The organism is Deinococcus soli (ex Cha et al. 2016), assembly GCF_001007995.1.
In the GTDB taxonomy this organism is placed as follows: Bacteria; Deinococcota; Deinococci; order Deinococcales; family Deinococcaceae; genus Deinococcus; species Deinococcus soli.
Map to the genome: position 1 here is coordinate 1009116 of NZ_CP011389.1, position 18961 is coordinate 1028076.

Annotated in this window: 19 protein-coding genes and 1 riboswitch; of the genes, 10 read left to right on the forward strand and 9 right to left on the reverse strand. The window is 72.0% G+C overall.

All coding sequences use genetic code 11. The annotated features are described in order from the left end of the window. The first annotated feature begins 3 nt into the window (after positions 1-3). Positions 4-1017 carry a LacI family DNA-binding transcriptional regulator gene (locus tag SY84_RS04950; protein ID WP_046843089.1) on the forward strand — a complete coding sequence of 338 codons (1014 nt, stop codon included), beginning with the start codon at positions 4-6 and terminating at the stop codon, positions 1015-1017. Between the two features lie 11 nt (positions 1018-1028). On the opposite strand, the gene SY84_RS04955 is transcribed toward SY84_RS04950, so the two are convergent. Continuing rightward, positions 1029-1847, reverse strand: a complete 819-nt coding sequence (locus SY84_RS04955) for an HAD family hydrolase (RefSeq protein WP_328512061.1) — start codon at positions 1845-1847, stop codon at positions 1029-1031. Positions 1848-1939: 92 nt separating this feature from the next. Further along, positions 1940-2026, forward strand: a riboswitch (ZMP/ZTP riboswitch). Between the two features lie 92 nt (positions 2027-2118). On the opposite strand from SY84_RS04955, the gene purH reads away from it, so the two are divergent. The 3 genes from purH to SY84_RS04970 all read left to right on the forward strand — a co-directional run bounded on the left by purH (position 2119) and on the right by SY84_RS04970 (position 5519). After that, positions 2119-3642 carry a bifunctional phosphoribosylaminoimidazolecarboxamide formyltransferase/IMP cyclohydrolase gene (purH, locus tag SY84_RS04960; RefSeq protein ID WP_245621412.1) on the forward strand — a complete coding sequence of 508 codons (1524 nt, stop codon included), beginning with the start codon at positions 2119-2121 and terminating at the stop codon, positions 3640-3642. A 201-nt stretch (positions 3643-3843) separates the two neighbouring features. Next, the gene (locus tag SY84_RS15785; protein WP_052751042.1) at positions 3844-4305 is read left to right on the forward strand and encodes a MarR family winged helix-turn-helix transcriptional regulator; all 462 of its coding nucleotides are present in this window, start codon (positions 3844-3846) and stop codon (positions 4303-4305) included. Continuing rightward, positions 4302-5519, forward strand: coding sequence for a cytochrome P450 (locus tag SY84_RS04970; RefSeq protein ID WP_046843091.1), 1218 nt, complete (start codon positions 4302-4304; stop codon positions 5517-5519). The genes SY84_RS15785 and SY84_RS04970 overlap by 4 nt, the downstream gene beginning before the upstream one ends. Here SY84_RS04970 and SY84_RS04975 read toward each other — a convergent pair. Then, positions 5477-6229, reverse strand: coding sequence for a hypothetical protein (locus SY84_RS04975; protein WP_046843092.1), 753 nt, complete (start codon positions 6227-6229; stop codon positions 5477-5479). The genes SY84_RS04970 and SY84_RS04975 overlap by 43 nt on opposite strands. A 73-nt stretch (positions 6230-6302) precedes the next feature. After that, positions 6303-6884, reverse strand: coding sequence for a DUF4258 domain-containing protein (locus SY84_RS04980; protein ID WP_046844949.1), 582 nt, complete (start codon positions 6882-6884; stop codon positions 6303-6305). Positions 6885-7294: 410 nt separating this feature from the next. Here SY84_RS04980 and SY84_RS04985 point away from each other — a divergent pair, with 410 nt between their 5' ends. From SY84_RS04985 to SY84_RS04995, 3 genes are all read left to right on the forward strand, one after another. Then, on the forward strand, positions 7295-8143 hold the full coding sequence (locus SY84_RS04985; protein WP_245621413.1) for a GNAT family N-acetyltransferase: 849 nt from the start codon (positions 7295-7297) through the stop codon (positions 8141-8143). Between the two features lie 176 nt (positions 8144-8319). Further along, on the forward strand, positions 8320-9489 hold the full coding sequence (locus tag SY84_RS04990; RefSeq protein WP_046843094.1) for an HD domain-containing phosphohydrolase: 1170 nt from the start codon (positions 8320-8322) through the stop codon (positions 9487-9489). An 80-nt stretch (positions 9490-9569) separates the two neighbouring features. Next, on the forward strand, positions 9570-9878 hold the full coding sequence (locus SY84_RS04995; protein WP_046843095.1) for a hypothetical protein: 309 nt from the start codon (positions 9570-9572) through the stop codon (positions 9876-9878). A gap of 12 nt (positions 9879-9890) precedes the next feature. On the opposite strand, the gene SY84_RS05000 is transcribed toward SY84_RS04995, so the two are convergent. From SY84_RS05000 to SY84_RS05015, 4 genes are all read right to left on the reverse strand, one after another. Then, entirely contained in the window at positions 9891-11312 is a 1422-nt protein-coding gene (locus SY84_RS05000; RefSeq protein ID WP_052751043.1) for an alpha/beta hydrolase, read from the reverse strand. Positions 11313-11566: 254 nt separating this feature from the next. Then, positions 11567-12325, reverse strand: a complete 759-nt coding sequence (locus tag SY84_RS05005; RefSeq protein ID WP_046843096.1) for a hypothetical protein — start codon at positions 12323-12325, stop codon at positions 11567-11569. Continuing rightward, complete coding sequence (locus tag SY84_RS05010; protein WP_081424512.1) at positions 12322-12852, reverse strand: mismatch-specific DNA-glycosylase; 531 nt, start codon at positions 12850-12852, stop codon at positions 12322-12324. Before SY84_RS05010 ends, SY84_RS05005 begins: the two co-directional genes overlap by 4 nt. Positions 12853-12898: 46 nt before the next feature. Beyond that, complete coding sequence (locus SY84_RS05015; RefSeq protein ID WP_046843097.1) at positions 12899-13495, reverse strand: sulfite oxidase-like oxidoreductase; 597 nt, start codon at positions 13493-13495, stop codon at positions 12899-12901. Positions 13496-13745: 250 nt separating this feature from the next. Here SY84_RS05015 and SY84_RS05020 point away from each other — a divergent pair, with 250 nt between their 5' ends. Next, a complete protein-coding gene (locus SY84_RS05020; protein ID WP_046843098.1) occupies positions 13746-14666 on the forward strand; it encodes a DUF4032 domain-containing protein in 921 nt (306 codons plus the stop codon). 41 nt (positions 14667-14707) lie between these two features. On the opposite strand, the gene SY84_RS05025 is transcribed toward SY84_RS05020, so the two are convergent. Next, a complete protein-coding gene (locus SY84_RS05025; RefSeq protein ID WP_046843099.1) occupies positions 14708-16030 on the reverse strand; it encodes a M17 family metallopeptidase in 1323 nt (440 codons plus the stop codon). 122 nt (positions 16031-16152) lie between these two features. Between SY84_RS05025 and SY84_RS05030 the strand changes: the two genes are divergently transcribed. Both SY84_RS05030 and SY84_RS05035 read left to right on the forward strand, forming a co-directional pair. Continuing rightward, positions 16153-16485 carry an Asp23/Gls24 family envelope stress response protein gene (locus SY84_RS05030; RefSeq protein WP_046843100.1) on the forward strand — a complete coding sequence of 111 codons (333 nt, stop codon included), beginning with the start codon at positions 16153-16155 and terminating at the stop codon, positions 16483-16485. 61 nt (positions 16486-16546) lie between these two features. Beyond that, positions 16547-18112, forward strand: a complete 1566-nt coding sequence (locus tag SY84_RS05035; RefSeq protein ID WP_046844952.1) for a DAK2 domain-containing protein — start codon at positions 16547-16549, stop codon at positions 18110-18112. Positions 18113-18247: 135 nt separating this feature from the next. Here SY84_RS05035 and SY84_RS05040 read toward each other — a convergent pair whose 3' ends face one another. Continuing rightward, positions 18248-18943, reverse strand: coding sequence for a hypothetical protein (locus SY84_RS05040; protein WP_046843101.1), 696 nt, complete (start codon positions 18941-18943; stop codon positions 18248-18250). Positions 18944-18961: the final 18 nt, after the last annotated feature.

Here is an 18961-nt window from a genome sequence, read left to right on the forward strand (position 1 = left end):
GCTGTGTCCACCATCCAGGACGTCGCCCGGCTGGCCGGCGTCTCCCCCACCACCGCCAAACGCGCCCTGAAAGAACCCGACAAGCTCACGCCGGACACCCTGGCGCGCGTGCAGCAGGCCATCGCGCAACTGCACTACGAACCCGACCAGCGCGCCGGAAGCCTGCGCGGCGGCCAGAGCACCACCGTCGGCCTGATCGTCGCCTCAATCCTCGAACCCTTCTTCGCGCAGTTCGCCCGCACCGCCTCACACGTCCTGGCGGACGCCGGATACACCCTGATCATCAGCGAGAACGAGTACAGCGCCCAGCGCGAACTCCAAGAACTCCGGCGCCTGTACGGCCTGCGCGTGGCGGGCATCCTACTGCGCCCCGGCTACGGCCAGGACAGCCAGGAGTACCTCGCGCGGCTGCGTTCACGCGGCGTGGCGGTCACCGAGTACGACTACCGCCCCCCGCACCACGACGAACCCAGCGTGATGCTCGACAACCCGGGCGCGGTGCGGCAGGCGGTCACGCACCTGCACGCGCTGGGCCACCGCCGCATCGCCGCGCTGGGCACCTACCACCCGGTCATCCACCCGGAGGAACGCAGCCGCGCCTTCCCGGAGGTCATGAACGCCCTGGGCCTGACCGTCCCCGCCGAGTACCAGCGCGTCACGCTGCTCACCGAGGACACCGCCTACGCCCTGACGAACGACCTGCTGGACCTGCCCCAGCCGCCCACGGCCCTGATCGCCCTGACCGGCACGCAGGCGTCCGGGGCGTACCGCGCGCTGCGCGAACGCGGCGTGCGCCTGCCGCACGACATCAGCCTCGTCGCCTTCGACAACTACCCCTGGACCAGCCTGGTCGATCCGCCCATCACGGTGCTGGAGCAGCCGGTCGAGGCGATGGCCGAACAGGCCGCCGCGCTGATGCTCGCGCAGCTCGGACATGGCACGGTCACGCAGCGCCACGTGGTGCTGGGCGCCCGGCTGATCGAACGGGGCAGCACCGCCCCGCCTGCACGCCCCTGACCGAAAACCGCTTACCAGTCCCTGGTCTGGGTGGCCGCCATCCGGTCTGCCCAGGCGTGCAGGAATGCCCCGAGCTCCGCCTGGGTGTCCACCCGGGCGTCCGCGTGCGGGGTCAGCAGCGGCAGGTCCCCCACCTGCACGCCGAACGCCGCGACTTCCAGCATCGCCTGATCGTTGTCACTGTCCCCGAACGCCACCGTGCGGTCATGCGGGACGCCCAGCGCGTCCGCGATCAGGCTCAGCGCCGCGCCCTTGTGCGCCCCCTGCGGCGTGACCGTCAGGAACTGCGGGTAGGGCGCCTGCGCGCCGGTCAGGACCAGATGAGGGTGCCCCTCACGCAGGCGCCCGGCCAGTCCCGCCACGTCCGGGTGGTAGTACCCGGCCTTCAGGATGCCCGCGCGCGGCGCGTCCGCCAGCGGCCGGAACGACCGCGCCAGCATCCAGGGTTCGGGCTCCACGCCGGGCGGCAGGTCCACGTACAGCGTCTCGGCGGTGAACAGCACCACACGCGCGCCCGGCAGCTCGTGCGCCAGCACCGCCTCTAGGTCCGCGTCGGTGAAACTGGCCTCCTGGTGCAGATCGTCCCCGACGAGGACCCGCCCGCCGTTGTTCGTGGCGACCGCGTGCGGCCGCATGGCGTCCCGCACCGCGCCGGGCGGCGTGTCCCGCCCCGTGATGATCGCCAGCTGCACGCCCAGGGCCCGCAGGCGGCCCAGGGCGTCCACCACATCGGGCGCGGCGGCGCGGCCCGCGTCGGGAATCAGCGTGCCGTCCAGGTCGAAGGCCATCAGCAGAGGGAGCGTAGTCGGGGCGTTCTCGGGCAGGTTCACAACGGGCAGCGTAGACCACGGGCATGAGGACGCGCCAGCAGTTCCGGACAGGCCCGGCGGCCCGGCGCACCCGTGACGGTACACTGCCGCTCGGGCCGGGGGGCGACTGGCGCTGAACGTGGGCACACCACGGGGAAGCCCCCGACACGGACTTCTGATCGCGCGCCTGGGTCGATCCCCGCCCCCGTGGGCGGGGTCCTCGGAGGTCACAGTGACGCAGCATGGGACGCAGACCGGCACACAGGGCAGGAGCAGACGGGCACTCATCTCGGTGAGTGACAAGACGGGCGTCGTGGAATTCGCGCGGCAGCTCGAGGCGCGCGGCTGGGAGATCCTCAGCACGGGCGGGACGTATCAGAGCATCGTGCAGGCCGGAATTGCGGCGCGGCAGGTCAGTGACGTGACGGGCTTCCCCGAGATGCTGGACGGGCGCGTGAAGACGCTGCACCCGGCGGTGCACGGCGGCATTCTCGCGGTGCGCGAGCCGGGGCACCTGGGGCAGCTGGAGGCGCACGGGATCGGCACCATCGATCTGGTGTGCGTGAACCTCTACCCGTTCCGGGAGACGGTGGCGCGCGGCGCACCCGACGCGGACGTGATCGAGAACATCGACATCGGCGGGCCCGCCATGATCCGCTCGGCGGCGAAGAACCACGCGGGCGTGCTCGTACTGGTGGACCCCGCGGACTACAGCGTGGCCCTGCAGGACGAGGTCAGTGAAGCCGAGCGACGCCGACTGGCCGCGAAGGCGTACCGGCACACCAGCGAGTACGACGCCGCCATCACCGCGTACCTGACCGGCGCCAGCGACGACCTGCCCACCGCCCTGCCTGGGACGCTGACCCTGAACCTGACGCGCGCCGCGCAGGTCCGCTACGGCGAGAACCCCCACCAGCCGGGCGCGATCTACCGCCTGGGCGACGCCACCGGGCCCGTCATCGACGCGCAGGTCGTGGCGGGCAAGCCCATGAGCTTCAACAACTACGCCGACGCGGACGCCGCCTGGGCGCTGTGCCAGGAACTCGCCGTGCAGGAGGCCGCGCTGCCCGAACACGCCGCCGTGTGCGTGGCGGTCAAGCACGCCAACCCCTGCGGCGTGGCGGTCGCAGCGGATGTAAGGGCGGCCTGGGAACGCGCCCGTGACGCGGACACCCTGAGCGTGTTCGGCGGCGTGGTCGCCGTCAGCCAGCCCGTGACGCTGGAGGCGGCGCAGGCGACGCGCGGCACCTTCTTGGAGGTGCTCATCGCGCCCGAGGTCACGCCCGAGGCCGCCGCGTGGTTCGCGGAGAAGAAACCGGACCTGCGGGTGCTGGTGGCCGCGCCCGCCCAGGGCGTGAGCGTGCTGGACGTGCGACCCCTGACCGGCGGGTTCGCCGTGCAGGAACGCGACGCGCGCCCCTGGGACGACCTGTGCCCCGAGGTCGTGACCAAACGCGAACCGACCGAGCAGGAGTGGCTGGACCTGCGCTTCGCCTGGGCGACCGTGAAGCACGCCCGCAGCAACGCCGTCGTGCTTGCCAAAGATGGCGTGACGGTGGGCCTGGGCGCGGGCGCCGTGAGCCGCATCTGGGCCGCCGAGCGCGCCGTGGCGAACGCTGGTGAGAAGGCGCAGGGGTCCGTCCTGGCGTCCGAGGCGTTCTTCCCCTTCGACGACGTGGTGCGTCTCGCGGCGAGCGTGGGCGTCACGGCGATCCTGCAACCCGGCGGCGCCAAACGCGACCCCGAGGTGATCGCCGCCTGCAACGAGCTGGGCATCAGCATGGTGTTCAGCGGCTCGCGGCACTTCAAACACTGACCTGAATCCTTACCTTCGACTTCCCGGGTGGACGTGGCGGCGTCCACCCCCCTTCTTTTCTTTTTGGGTGATGGGTGATGGTCAACAGCAGGCGCGCGATCACCCCGTCCAGGGCAGGCCACCCACTGCCCACGCCCTGCCTCCCACTCCTCTTCACCGGCTCCTCAGCCGCCCACATCCAGATTGTTGCAGAATGCAATCATGTCACCCGACCACCTCACGCCGGATCTCACGCGGCAGCCGCTGCGGTTCCTGGCGGCGTACTGGACGGCGTGGCAGGGCCTCAGCGGGCAGGTGCAGACCGCCCTGGCGCGCGAACACGGCCTGGATCTGCGCGCCTTCCTGATTCTCAGCCACGTGCAGGCCGGGCCGCAGACACCCAGCGACCTCGCCCGCACGCTGGATCTGCCCCGCTACGAGGTCGCCCGCGCCCTGCGGCACCTGCAGGGCGCCGGGGCCGTCGCGCACGCCCCGCATCCCACGGACGCCCGGCGTCACGCGCTGCACGTCACGCCCGCCGGGGCGCAGCTGTGGGGGGCCGCCATGCAGACCCTCCAGCACGCCACGCAGCCCGCCCTGACCCGCCTGGGTTCACAGCTGGACGCCGTCACGGCGGGCCTGGAAACCCTGAGTGCCACCCCCCTCCCGGAGGCCACCGCATGACCATCAACGAATCCAGCCCGCCCGAACCCGCCCGCTGCCCCTTCGGTGGGGACAGCCTCACGCGCCGCGACACGGCCCAGCCCGGCGCGGCCCCCCAGGCCGACGCGCGCGGCGTCGTGCAGGTGCGGTCCTTCCAGGCGGCGCGGGACGTGCTGCGCAGCGAGGCCGTGACCCAGGCGGGCTTCAACGCCGAGACCGTGAACGACGCCGGGATCCTCAAGCGCCGCCCCGTGCTGTTCACCGAGGGTGAGGAGCACCACGAGATGCGCCGCGACACCGCCCGGTACTTCACGCCGGCCGCCGTCGCCGGGTACCAGCCCATGATCGCGGCCCTCGCCGACCGCCTGATCGGTCAGCTCGCGGCGCGCGGCGAGGCGAACATCGACGACCTGAGCCTCACGCTGGCGGTGCAGGTCGCCTCGCAGGTCGTGGGGCTCACGAGCAGCCGCCTGCCCGGCCTGGAACGCCGCGTCATGACCTTCGTGGAGCACGACGGCAACAGCGAGCCCGGCATGAGCCCCGAGAAGGGCCGCCTGGCAGGCATCCTGGACCAGCGGCACCTGCTGGCCTTCTACCTGCTGGACGTCAAGCCCGCCATCCAGGCCCGCCGGAAACAGCGCCGCGACGACCTGATCAGCCACCTGCTCGACCGCGACTACAGCGACCTGGAGATCCTGACCGAGTGCCTGACCTACGGCACGGCGGGCATGGTCACCACGCGCGAGTTCATCACGGTCGCCACGTGGCACCTGCTGCGCGCCCCCGAGCTGCGCGCCGCGTACGTGCACGGCACCGAGAAGGAACGCCTGGACATCCTGCACGAGATCCTGCGCGTGGAACCCGTCGTGAGCACCCTGTACCGGCGCGCGCAGGCGGAGCTGACCGTGGACGGCCACACGGTCCCGCAGGGCACGCTGCTGGCCCTGAACCTCGCGGACGCGAACACCGACCCCGCCGTGGCGGGCGAGCAGGCCGGGTCCGTGTGCCCCGCCCGGCCCCTGCCGCGTGGCGTGCAGGCCCCCGTCATGGCGTTCGGAGACGGGCACCACCGCTGCCCCGGCGCGTTCCTGGCGATCAAGGAGACCGACACGTTCCTGCGCCGCCTGCTGATCTGGCAGGACCTGCGCCTGGTGGCCGAACCCCGCGTGACCTTCAACGAGGTCGTGAAGGGCTACGAGCTGCGCGGGCTGCGCGTCGCACTGGGCGGGGCCTGACCGGCAGTGCCCGGCGGATGGGGGCGGACGCGGATCATCACGCGGTCGTTCGCGCCCACCTGCGCCTCGTCGTACGCGGTGCTCGCGCCGGTCTCCTCCTCCCGGATGGGGTGGGGAGCCTCTGCGACGTCCGCCGGGTCCTGCCGGCCCAGATAGCGGGCGTACAGCGTGGCGCCCATCAGTCGGGAGACCGGGACGTCCGCGTGCAGCAGCCGGGGCGCGGACCACTGCTGCGCCACGACCGCCAGGGGCGTGACCCGCACGAGGCCCGGACGTTCCGGCTCACCCGCCGCTGATCGCTGCGGCGCACGGACGTCCTCGCGCAGTTCGATCAGCCAGGTCGCCTGCCCGCCCGGCACGGACGCCAGCACCCGGAAGATCGGGCGGCCCAGCACGGCGGACAGGGGCAGGTTCTCCTCAAACATCAGCAGGCGCCAGTGCTCCTCGCTGTCGTCGCCCAGGCTGACGCTCTCGCGGTCGAACGCGACGTGCAGCAGCCCGGGCCGCAGAACGTCCCGGCGGTGTGACGCCTCGCGCTGCCGCCACTCGTCCTGCGGGTCACGGGGCGGCGGGGGCAGCGTGCGGCGCGCCCTGGTCCAGCTCAGTCTGGCGCGGGCCAGCCCGGCGCGGACCAGGGGCCGCAGCAGCCACAGCAGCAGCAGCACCGCGGCCCCGCCGATCACCTGCAGGGCGCTGTCGGGTAGGGTCATGCCCGCCAGTGTAGAACGTGCCCACCTGCCGCCAGGGTCCGGCACCGTCCGGGCCCGGTGCCCCGGCCGCCGCTCAGGCGCTCTTCTTCCAGCGGCCCTTGCCGCGGTGCCCGACGCGGTTCCCGGCGTGGGCGGTGCGGGCGCGCACGTGTTCGTCGTCGTAGCGGAGCATGACGGCCAGCCGGGCGCGGCTGATGATGTGGTGCGGGTGCTTGGGCACGAACGCCGTGACGATATCCACGAGCCCGTCGCGGTGCGGCTCGGCGACGACATGCAGGGGCAGCGCGACGCCGCACGCCTCGAAGTAGCCACACACCAGCCAGCGGCGCTCCTGGGTGTACACGGCGCGCACGCGGCCGGTCAGGAGGACGTTCAGGACGTCGTGTTCCAGGAAGCCCTCGGCGCGGGCGTGCCCGATGGCGTGCGGGCACAGGTGGTACCGCCCGTCGTACACGGCGTCGCGCAGCCGGGCGTGCGCCTGAGCGAGGCTGAAGTCGTCGGTGCTCACGCCACCCAGTTCCGCCTGCCGCTGCGGTTTCAGCGGCGCCTGCGGCCGGGCGGCGCGCGCCGGGGTGGGCGCGGGGGCACGACGCGCGGCCTTCTCGGCGCGGGACAGCTGGGCGCGCAGGGCGAGCAGGTCGGCGCTGGCGGCCAGGGTGTTGGTGTGCCCGGGGTCGGCGGGGCGGGCGGGGGCGTCGGTTCCTGGCCGGGCGCGGCGGGGCGGGGCCCCTGGGGCCGGTTTGCTGGACTGTTTCGTCACGGCGGTGCACCTCCGGTTCTTCCGGGCCTGCTGGCGGCGCTGCGTGGCCGCCCCTTTCCATGAGAAGCTCTCAAAAAAGAAAAGGCCCCTCAAACACGGCTTCGTGTCTGTGGGGAGGCAGGCGGCGTACCCTGTTCAGGGCATGCGCGCAGCATATCACGCGCCCCCGGCGGCGTAGGGTGAGCGCCGGAACAGACGCGCCCGGCCCGGCCTCTCTAGGCTGGGGGTCAGCACCCGCACCGCTCCCGACGTCACGTTCTCCCGCTGCCCTGGTCCTTCCTGGAGGTCACCTCATGATCCGACCCATGCTGGCCACCGATGTCCCCGACGTGCTCGCCCTGCTCACCTGGATGGACGACGCCCCCGAACGCGAGGTGTTCTCCCCCGACGCCCGCGACCCACGCGAACTGCAGACCGAATGCGAGGACAACCTCTGCCTCGTGGACGTGGACGACGAGGGCGTGCTGGCGTACTGCGCGCTGTCTCCCTTCCGGGACGGCCTGGTGCTGGAGGGCCCCGTCAGCGATGGCGGGCACGTGCAGGCCCTGCTGGGGCGCGCGCTGGCCCACACGGACGGCCTGCCGGTGTACGCGTTCGCGGCGCAGGAGAACCTGCCGGTGCGCGCGGCGCTGGAGGGCGCGGGCTTCGCGGCGATGCACACCACCGACTTCTACAGCGCGCCCCTGGACCGCCTGACGCCGCACGCCTGCGCGCCCGCCGGGCACCGCATCGCGCGCAGGCTGCCCATCGCGGCGTACCGCGAGCTGTTCAAGTCCAGCGAGGACGCCTGGGCGGGCCGCCTGACCTGGACGCCCGAGCAGTTCGACGGTCACTTCGCGCGGGACGACGTGCGGCTGGTGGCGCTGCTGCGCGGGGATCAGCCGGTGGGGTTCGCGGAACTGGAATTCTGCCCCGAGGACGCCCGCGCGGACGTCACGTACCTCGCGGTGCATCCCGCCGAGCGCGCCCAGGGGTACGGCCTGAAACTGCTGGCGCTGGCCGCCGCCGAGGCCGAGACCCACCCGGAGGTCCGCACGCTGCGGGTCCGCGCGCACGACCACATGAAACCCGCCCGCGCCCTGTACGCCCGCGCGGGCTTCACGCACTGCCGCAGCATCGTGACGTACATGCGCGACGGCGACGAGGACGTGTAAGCCGGCATCCTCCCGAATGGTGTGGCCGAATCAGTGCACCCAGGTGGCTACCACGCACAGACCGGTCTCACGGCGTGCCCGGCCATCAACGCGGCGAGACGGCGCCTATGACCTGAGCGAACAGCGTTCGTTCACTGTCCCGAAGTTGTGACACGGCGCGCGGCACACTCCGGGATATGACGTCATCCGAGCCCGTGATCCCCGCCCCTCATTCCACCGGTGCCGGGCAGGAGCTCGCGCAGCGGATCGTGCATCTGGCGCAGGTGGCGCTCAGCGCGCCGGACCTGCCCAGCGGGATCGTGCCCACGCTGGAGGCACTGATCAGTGACACGGCCGCCGTGGGCAGCGCCTACTTCCACCTGGAAGCGCAGGACCTGACGTTCCGGGTGCGCGCCGCGACCGGCGAGATGCCCGCCACGCCCGCCATGCAGGCGATCGTCACACACGGCCTGCCGGCCGGCACGCCGCTGCTGCTGGCCCTGCGCGACAGCCGCGCGCCGCTGTACTTCGCGGACACGGCGGCCTCGCCGGTCACGGCGGGCTTCCCGGAACTGGGCGTGGCGAGCCTCGCGGCGGCGCCCGTGCGCGCCGCGACGGGTGAACTGCTGGGCGCGTTCCTGATGCATACCTTCACCCCGCACGGCTGGCAGGCGCACGAGCAGGCGCTGTTCGGGAGTATCGGCGCGACCCTGGCGACCCTGGCCGGGCGCCTGACCGCCGAGCAGCAGGCCCGCGAGGCGCGCGAGGCGGCCCTGCGCGCCCTGGGCCTGGCGCTGGAGACCCGCGACCGGGAGACGCTCGGGCATACCGACCGCGTCACTGACCTCGCGCTGCGCATGGGGCGGCAGCTGGGCTGGGACCCCGAGCGGCTGGAGGCGCTGCGCTGGGGCGCGTACCTGCACGACATCGGGAAGATCGCGGTGCCGGACAGCGTGCTGCTCAAGCGCGGCGCGCTGGACGCCCCCGAACGCAGCGAGATGCAGCGGCACGTGACCGAGGGCGTGCGCTTCGCGCAGGCGCTGGGGTTCCTGCCGCCGCAGGCGATGAACGTCATCCGCGACCACCATGAACGCTGGGACGGCGCCGGCTACCCACACGGCGCGGCCGGCCACGCGATCAGCGAGGAAGGGCGCGTGTTCGCGCTGTGCGACGTGTTCGACGCCCTGACCAGCGCCCGGCCCTACAAGGACGCCTGGACGCGCGAGGCGGCCCTGGCTGAACTGCGGGCCCAGGCCGGACGGCACTTTGACCCGGCGCTGGTGAGCATCTTCACAGGCCTGATTGAGCGTGGCACGTGCACGCCGGACCCGCAGGATCCAGAAGGCGCCCCGCACGGTCTGGCCTGAGCGCTGTGTTCAGGGGACCCGGCCTGCATCGCGGTGCGGGCCACACATGCGCGCGGGGGGCGGGGGTACGCTGCGCGCCTATGGCGAAGAAGGATCGGCGTTCCCCGCAACCGGCGTTCGTGACCCTGCGGGACATGCCGGGCACGCGGGTGATGTTCTGGGTGGTGGACGCCTGCCCGTACTGCGGCGAGCGGCACGCGCACGTGATCGGGAACCTCCGCACGGCGGACCCGGTGGACGCCCTGGGGGAGATTCCCGCGCCGTGCCAGCCCGAGCGCCTGTACGTGCTGTCCCTGCCGCCCAGGCCGAAACGCAAGGGCGGCAAGGAGGAGCGCCGCCGGGCCCGCCGGGATGGCAAACGCGAGGACCTGGACGACGAGACGTGGTGAGTAGGGGCTGACCTACGCGCGGCGCAGGGGCCGCAGCCAGTCGAGGATCCAGCGGGCGACCTGATCGCCGCTGGCCGTGGTGATGTCCAGATGCGCCGCGCCCTTCAGCGTGCGCACGGTGAGTGGGGCGCGGGTTCCGGCGGCGTACTCGCGGAACTGCGTCTCGGTCGTCACGCCCTGCTCGGCGGCAATACCCAGAACGGGCAGAGTCAGGTCGCGGGCGCTGCGGACCGGGAGGGTCTTCTCGAAGGGCGTGCCGGTCGTGTCGGTGCGCGCAGCGGCCAGATCCAGCGTCAGGCGGTTCGGGAAGTACCACTCGGCGTAGTCGCTCTGGGGCGTCAGGTAGCGGCGGACGAAGTCGCGGGCATCGGTGACCTGCCCGGCCTCGCTGCCCCACCCGACGGGCCGGGCCGGGTCGGCCGCGCCGGTGATCCAGCGGGTGTCCCTGGCGCCCAGCACGCGGTTCAGGAGATACGGGGCGTCCGCGGCGTTCGTGGCGTGCCCGGCGCGGATGGCCAGGAACGGCAGCAGCGCGTACCGCTGGTCCAGGCGGGTCATGGCGGCGGCGAGGTTCGTGGCGGGAAACGCCGCGAAGCCGTTCTGCGGGGCGGGCGCGTCGGGTTGCAGCGCGGCCAGCCGGGCCTGCGCGGCGGCGCGGGCGGCCAGCGCGGGGCTGAAGTACAGGGCGTCCACGTAGGGGCTGCGGGTCAGGGTGTTCAGGCCGGGCAGCGGCCCCAGGGGGTTCATGGCGCCCTGCTCGTACTGGTCGGTCGTGAGGGCCTTGCCGCTCATCAGGCCGGGCAGTCCGTCCAGCATGATCAGGCCGCGCACGTCCTTCGCGCCGCGAGTGCCACGGAAGTCGTACGAGGCGTACAGGCCGGTCAGGGTGCCGCCCATGGAGTGCCCGCCGATGAACACGTTCGGTGTCAGGGTGCGGGCCTCCAGCACGGCGGCGCGCCAGTCACGCAGGGTGACGTCCAGACCCCAGTCCTTCATGAAGGGCACGCTGGCGGGAGCGCGGGTGGGCAGGCCGCGCTGCACGATCTGCGCCAGCTGCGGGGCGCCGCCCGTCAGCAGCGGCGCGTGGTCCTCGAGCAGGTTCGCGCGGCGGTCCACCGCCCACACGGCCAGGGTGGGGTCGAGGTTCACGAGTTGCCGCGCCAGCCGGTCGAAGCTGCCCGCGCCCCCCAGGTAGCCGGGCATGAGCAGCAGCACGGCGGCGGGTTTCGCCGGCCCGTAACGGACGGTGACGCTGGCGTTCAGGTCGGTGGGCGTGCCGGGGACGGGCGTACCGGACCGCACGACACGCGTGACAGGCACGAGGTTCAGCGTGGCGGCCGCCTGAGCGTTCAGGTCGTCCAGGGCGGCGTCTTGGGCAGCCGCCGGGAGGCTCAGGGCCCCGAGCAGGGGGAGGAGAAGGGAGGCGCGGCGCATATGCCCCCAGGGTGGCAGGCGGGGGGCGCCGCAGTGTCCCAGACTGCGTTGACGGGACTTGGGTGTTCCTGTATGGCTTCTTCAGGAAGGATGACTCACAGCGGTTCCCAGTTCCATTGAGGGGTCAACACCACGCCCCGGGGCTCCACCTCCAACCGCTGTCCTTCTCAGGTGCTCGCTCTGCGGCGCAGCTCTTTGAGTCCACTCGATTCAGAGGTACAGAGAAAGCCCTTCAATGCCTCTGAAGTCTGCTGTCAGTCCTGCGGGGGCGTGTACTTGTCGCGCAGGTAGGTCGTCCCGGCCTGCTGGTCGCGGCGCTGCGCCTCGGCCTGCTCGCGGGCGATGCGGGCCATGCGGTCCTCGATCAGGCGCAGCTGCCGGGTCAGTTCCCGGTCGTCGCGGCCCTGCGGGGCGGCCGCCTGGTAGGTCTCCAGGATGCGGGGCAGGTCCTCGCGGGCGGCCTGGCGGGCGTCGAACACGTCGCGGGTGAGGGTCGAGGTGCGGGCGGTGGCGCGCAGCGCGTCGCGGGTGGCGGTCACGGCGCCCAGGAGGGCCGGGAGGGTGGGGGCGGGCAGGGCGCGTTCGTGCTGGCGCAGGGTGCGCAGCAGGTCCTGCTCGTCCGGGGGGGCGGCTTCCAGGGTCAGGGTGTCGGGCGTGGGGGCGCGCAGCAGGCGGCGGGCGCGGCGCACGCTCCAGCCGAGCACGATCAGGCTCAGCAGCAGCGTGGCGCCCAGCAGCCACCCGGCGACGTCACTGCCGGACGCCACACCGATGCCCAACAGGACGGCCAGCGTGCCCAGGAACGACAGGGCGGTCAGGGTCAAGGCGGCCAGCAGGCCGACCCCGGCGAAACGGCGGGCCTGGGTACGGCCATGGGCCAGGGCGGCGCGTGGGTCGCGGCCCGGCTGGAGTCGCCACGGGTCGGCGGGATTCAGGGGGGTGTGGCTGGGTGGGCTGAGCAGGTCGCGGGCGGCGCGCACGCCGCCCCGCAGGATCGTGCGGGAGCGGGTCATGATGCCGGTACGGTGTCCGGGGCGTCCGGGTTCCCGCGCAGTTCCTGCACGCGCGCGGCGAGGGCCTGCCAGGGCGCCAGCTGGAAGTGCGTCTGCCCCAGGGGGCTGGTGCTGGGCAGCACCCACAGTTCGCAGTCCTCCAGAGTCTGGGGCTGCTGGCCGTAGGGCAGGCGACCGGTGGAGACACCCAGCGTCTCGGCCGCGCCGCGCTTACTCGTGAAGGCGACCAGCCGGGGCCGGTGGGCGCGCAGCTTGGCGCGCAGTTCGTCCGGCGCCCAGGCGTGCCCGGGCAGGGCGGCGTCCACGCCGCTGTGCCGCTTGGCGACATCGGTCAGGCCAATGCCGAACTCGGGCAGGCGCGGGTATTCCTGCGGCAACAGAAGCTGCGGGGTCAGGCCCACCTCGTGCAGGGTGCGCCAGAAGCGGTTGCCGGGGTTGGCGTAGTAAGCGCGGGCGGCGGCGCTGATGCGGCTGGGCGCGGTGCCCACGAGCACCAGGGTCAGGCCGGGCCGCAGCACGTCCGGCACGAGGTACTCACCGCTTCCGGTCAGGTCGGGCGCGCCGGGGGGCAGGTCAGTCGTCGTCGTAACGTTCCTCCGCGAAGGGATCACCGCGCATGTGGTAGCCGTTGCGCTCCCAGAAGCCCGGCTGGTCGGCACTCATGAACTCCAGGCCGGAGAGCCACTTGGCGCTCTTCCAGAAGTACAGGTGCGGCACGACCAGCCGCAGCGGCCCGCCGTGCTCGGCGTCCAGGGGCTGCCCGTCGAATGTGTGGGCCAGCAGGTTCTCGGGCCGCAGGAAGTCCTCCAGGGCGAGGTTGGTGGTGTACCCGCCCACCGAGTGCTGCATGACGTGCGTCGCGCCGGGTTTCAGGTCGAGGTGCGCCATCAGGTCCGTGACGCGCACGCCGGTCCAGGTGGTGTCCAGCTTGCTCCAGTGGGTGACGCAGTGGATGTCGTACGTCAGGGTGGTCTGCGGCAGGGCCATCAGGTCCGCCCAGGTGAAGGTGCGTTCCCCGGCGAGGCCCGTGATGCGGATGACCACGTCCTCGGGCCGGTAGTGCTGGGTGGGGCCGTAGGTCAGCACCGGGAAGCGCGTGGTGAGGGTCTGCCCCGGGGGAACGCGGCCGCCCATGTCGTCGGCGGGTTTCTTGAAGAACTTGCCAAGCATGCCGCATTCAACACCCCCGGCCCGCGCGGTCCAGGGACGCGGCACACCATCCGGCGCGACATGAAGCGAATCAGAAGGCCGCCGCGCGGGCCGCAGGGTCTGCTGGGGGCAGAGGGCATTCGTCACCGAATCCTGACACGCGCAGATGTACACTGCACACCAAGTCCGGGCTTCTCTCTCCCGGCGGTGACAGAGGCGACCCGGCCCCCGCGCGCCCCCCCAGGGGGGACACAAGGAGTGAGCCAGTCCCATGTCCATCTTCGATCAGGCCAAACACGACGTCGAACGCGCCCGTTTTCTCGGGGACGTGCGCGACCTCCTGTCCATCCTGCGGCGGCAGCCGAACGAACTGCTGCCCTTCGACTGGGTGCGTCACCTCTCCCCGGACGGCGAGCACCAGCGCGGCCTGGAGACCATCGAGGTCGACCACATCATCGGGTCGGTGGACCGCTACCGCGAGTTCGACCGGCACTACCTGCCCAAGGAAGCGCACCTGGACGAACGCTGGATCGGCGTGCGCGCCGCGCAGCTGCAGGGCAAGGAACTGCCGCCCATCCAGGTGTACAAGGTCGGGGACCTGTACTTCGTCAAGGACGGCAACCACCGCGTGTCCGTCGCCCGGCGTCAGGGGCAGAAGTTCATCGACGCGTACGTGATCGAACTGCACGTCACCGTCCCGCCCGAGGAGGGCGACACCCTGAAGGACCTGATCATCAAGGGCGAGTACGCGCAGTTCCTGAAGGCCACGAACCTCGACACGCTCGTGCCGAACCACCACCCGATCCGCTTCACCACGCCGGGCCGCTACGAGAAGCTGCTCGAGCACATCCGCACCCGGCAGTACTTCATGGACCGCAAACCCGACCGCGCGGGCCTGCCGCCCGTCACCTGGGAGGAGGCCGTGGAGAGCTGGTACCGCCGCCTGTACTGCCGGATCGTGGAGAACATCGACCTGCACGACGTGATGTCCCGCTTCCCGGGGCGTACCGAGGCCGACCTGTACCTGTGGATCATGGATCACCGCTACTTCCTGACGCAGAAGTACGGGCATGACGTGGGCAGCGAGGAGGCCACCATGGACTTCCGCGCGCAACACTCCCCGCCGCTGTACAAGCGGCTGGGGCAGCGCATGAAGCTCGTGCTGCGCGGGAAGATCAACCCCGCGATGTAAGCAGGGAGTGGGAAGAGGTCATTCCACTCCCTGCTTCCCGTTTACCGCGCCAGGACGTATTCCACAAGCGTGCCGACGCCCCAGCCGGTGGCGTGTTCCTCGCGGGTGGCGTTCCCGGCGATGTCCAGGTGCGCCCAGGGGCGGGTGACGAACTGCCCCAGGAACAGCGCGGCCTTGATGCTCGCCCCGGCGGGCTGCATGTCGCTGTTCTTCAGGTCGGCCACCGTCCCTTTGCGGTAGGTCTTCAGGTACGGCTGGTGCAGCGGCAGTTCCCAGACGTGCTCGCCCGCGTCCTGCGCGGCGGCCTTCAGGCGGGCGGTCAGGGCAGCGTCGCTGCTGAACAGCGCGGCGATGTCGTTGCCCAGCGCGCTGACCTTCACGCCGGTCAGCGTGGCGAGGTCCACGAGTTCGGTCGCGCCTTCCTCGCAGGCGACGGTCAGCGTGTCGGCCAGCACGAGGCGGCCCTCGGCGTCGGTGTTCGTGATCTCCACGTGCAGGCCGTTGGCGGCGCGGTACACGTCGCCGGGGCGCATGGCGTCCGGGCCGACCATGTTCTCGGCGGCGGCGACGTAGGCGCGCACCTCGACGCCCTCGGGGATCAGGGCGCGCAGGGCGGCCAGGGCGCGCACGGCGCCCAGCACGGCGGCCGCGCCTCCCATGTCGCTCTTCATGTTCACCATCCCGGCGGCGGGCTTGATGGAGTACCCGCCGGTGTCGAAGGTGATGCCCTTCCCGACGAGTGCCACGACCGTGTGCGCCTCGCCCCGTGAGGGGAGGGTGGCGCGGATCAGGCGCGGCCCCGTGGCGCTGCCCGCCGCGACAGCGGCCAGAAGGTTCATGCCGCGCGCGGCGATGTCGTCCCCGTCCCAGACGTCCACGTCCACGCCGTGCGCTTCCAGGGTGCGGGCCTCGCGGGCCAGCGTGGCGGGGTTCAGGACGTTCGCCGGGGCGCTCACGAGGTCCCGCGCGAGGGTCAGGCCCGCGCCCAGCGCCTCGATGCGGGCCTGCTCGTCGGCGCCCAGGCCCTCCACGAACAGCTGGACCGGTGCGGGAGTGGCCTGGCGGTAGCGGGCGTCGCGCCAGTCCTCGGCCAGCGCAGCGGCGGCCAGCGCGGCGGCATGCTCGCTGGCGGGGACCCGGACGCGCGTGGCTTTCAGCTCGCGGGCCAGTCGCATCAGCGCGGCGCCCACCTCGCGCGCCTCGGCGGCGCCGGCGGGGTGCAGGGCGGCAGCCTGATCGCCGTCCTCGTGGCGGGCAGTCAGGCGGACCTCTCCCCCGCTGAGGTCCCGGGTCAGGCGGCCCCCGTCCGGCGTGACGAACGACAGGGTGAGGTCGGCGGCGTCCATGGCAGTGACCAGAGGCATGCGCGGAGTAGACCACGCGCCGCCCGGGTCGGGTTCCGCAGGTCGGGACGGTCGCCGGGACCACGCGCGGCGGCGGGCCTGCCGGGAACGGGCAGGGACGGGCGGGTATACTGCCCTTTACTGTGAATGGCTCCATTCAAATCACCGAGGCGGCCCTCGCCTCACTGATCGGGCTGACTGCCCACGAGATCCCGGGCGTGGTGGGCATGGCCCCCAGCAACCTGAAAGAGGGCCTCAGCCGCGTGCTGGGCCGCGCGAACGTCAGTGACGGCGTCGTGATCAGCCGCGACGGCGCGAAGTACGTGGCGGACCTGTACGTGGTCGTCGCGTACGGCGTGAGCATCCCCACCGTGGCGCGCAATATCGTGGAGCGCGTGGAACACACCGTGAAGACCCAGGCGGGCATTGACCTGAGCGCCGCGCGCGTGCACGCCGTGGGGGTGCAGCGTGTCTGACATTCCGAATGCCGCGAACACCGGCCACCGCGCGCACCTGACCCCCGCCGATCTGGCCCGCATGCTGCGCTACGCCACCGACTGGCTGGGCGTGTACCGCGAGCAGGTCAACGCCCTGAACGTCTATCCCGTCCCGGACGGCGACACCGGCACGAACATGCACCTGACCATGCAGTCCGTGCGCCGCGAACTGGACACCTGCGACGAGAGCAGCATGCCCGGCGTGGCCCGCGCGATCAGCTACGGCGCGCTGCTGGGCGCGCGCGGGAACAGCGGCGTGATTCTCTCGCAGCTCCTCAAGGGCTTCGCCGAGGCGATCAAGGATCTGAAGGTGGTGGAGGCCGCCGCGCTGGGCCGCGCGTTCCAGGCCGCGCAGAAGACCGGGTACGGGGCCGTCATGAAGCCCGTGGAGGGCACCATCCTGACCGTCGCGCGCGGCGTGGCCGAGGGGGCGGCGCAGCAGGGTGAGCACATCGAGGACGTGCTGGAGAACGCCCTGTTCAGGGGCCAGGAACTGCTCGACCAGACGCCCGAGATGCTCCCGGCGCTGAAACAGGCCGGCGTGATCGACAGCGGCGGGCAGGGCTACCTGTATATCGTGCAGGGCATGCTCGCGCAGCTGCGCGGCGAGGCGCTGCCGCCCGCGCCCGAGATCACCAGCTACGCGCAGGAGCAGTTCGAGAACGAGGAGTTCGGGTTCTGCACCGAGTTCCTCATGAGCGAGGCCACCAAGCCCATCGAGGAGATCCGTGAACTCGTCACGCCGTTCGGGGACAGCCTGCTCGTCGTGGGCGCCGAGGGGTACGTGAAGGGCCACATCCACACCAACGAGCCGGACCAGCTGCTCGCCACGGTGGGCCGCTACGGCAAGATGCTCAAGACGAAGGTCGAGGACATGAGCGAGCAGCACACCGAGATCCTCGGCATGGCGGGCGCCACCGCCCGCGCGGAAGAGGAGATCGCACCGACGGGCCTCGTGGCGGTCGCCAGCGGCTACGGACTGGTGAAGCTGTTCCGGGGCTTCGGGGCCAGGATCGTGTCCGGCGGGCAGACCGCGAACCCCAGCGTGCAGGACATCGTGGACGCCGTCCGGTCGGTCAGCGCCGAGAAGGTCATCATCCTGCCGAACAACAAGAACGTCCTGATGGCCGCCGAGAAGGCCATGGAACTCATGGAGGGCCGCGCGGTCGTCATCCCGACCCGCACGCTGGGCCAGGGCATCGGCGCGGCGCTGAACTTCAGCCCCGACGTGCCCGCCGGGGATCTCGTCGAGGCCATGACCGAGTCCTCGCGCGCCGTCACGACCTTCGAGGTGACCCGCGCCAGCCGCACCACGAACATCACGGTCAAGGACGGCCGCACGCTGGACATCAGGGAAGGTGACGTGATCGGCCTGATGGACGACGAACTCGTCCAGAGCGGCGGCAGTCCCGAGGACAGCGTCATGGAGATGCTCAACCGCCACTACCAGGGGCAGGAGATCATCACTGTATTCGGCGGCCCCCAGCACACCCAGGAGGATCTGGATGCCCTGGCTGCACGGATCAGAAAGGAATTCAGCATGGCCGAGGTCGAAACCCACCCCGGCGGGCCGGACCTGTACGACTACCTCGTCACCGTGGAGTAAGCACAGCCCGCAGTGCGGAGTGAGGTACGGACAGCGCGGGACAGGGGTCGGAGTTCACTTGAGCTCCGGCCCCTGCCCAGTTCATGGCGGCGCGGCAGACTTGCGGGCAGCCGTGAACGCCTCCAACGTCTGGGATCAGCGGTGCAGGTCCCGGAGTTCGTCCTCGGTCAGCGGGGCCAGGCCCAGGCGCAGCAGCACGGGCTGGCCTGCCCCGGCATTGGCGGCGCTGAACTCTGCGACCCTGCGCATCAGGAGGATCAGGTCGCGCTGCACCTCGGCCACCTGGGCGGCAGTCAGGCGGGCGGTGGGGGTGCCACTCAGCATCCGGGCCGGGGGGCCCTGCCACTCGTCCAGTGCGCTGAGGGGCCGGGCGCTGCGGGGGCCTTCCAGCACCGCGAAGCCCGGCGCGTCCGGCGTGGCGTACACCCGCAGGCCCCAGCCGGGCGTGAAGTCGCTCAGGGCGCGGCGGAATTCCCGCTCGGCCGCGTGGTGGAACAGTGTGTCCAGCGCGGTGGTCTTTCCGTCGTGGGCCTGAGGGGGCAGGTGCCGGGCGTCCACGAACAGGTCGTCTGCGCGGGCGCGGTACACCTTCACGGGCCGACCGGCGCGCGCCCTCTCGCGGAGCACGCGCAGCAGGCCAGCCCGCGTGAGGGCCTGCACGTCCCGGTGCACCACCCGGAGGTCCAGCCCGGTCTCGCGCGCCGCGCCCGCCACGGTCTGCTCGCGGCCCAGGAAGGCGCCCAGCACCCGCCGGGTCCGGTCGTGAACAAGGAGGGTCACGGCGGCCGGGTCGGTCACCTCGTGCGGGCTACTCACCGTGGAGCCTGTCATGGCGAGTAGCCTACCCGT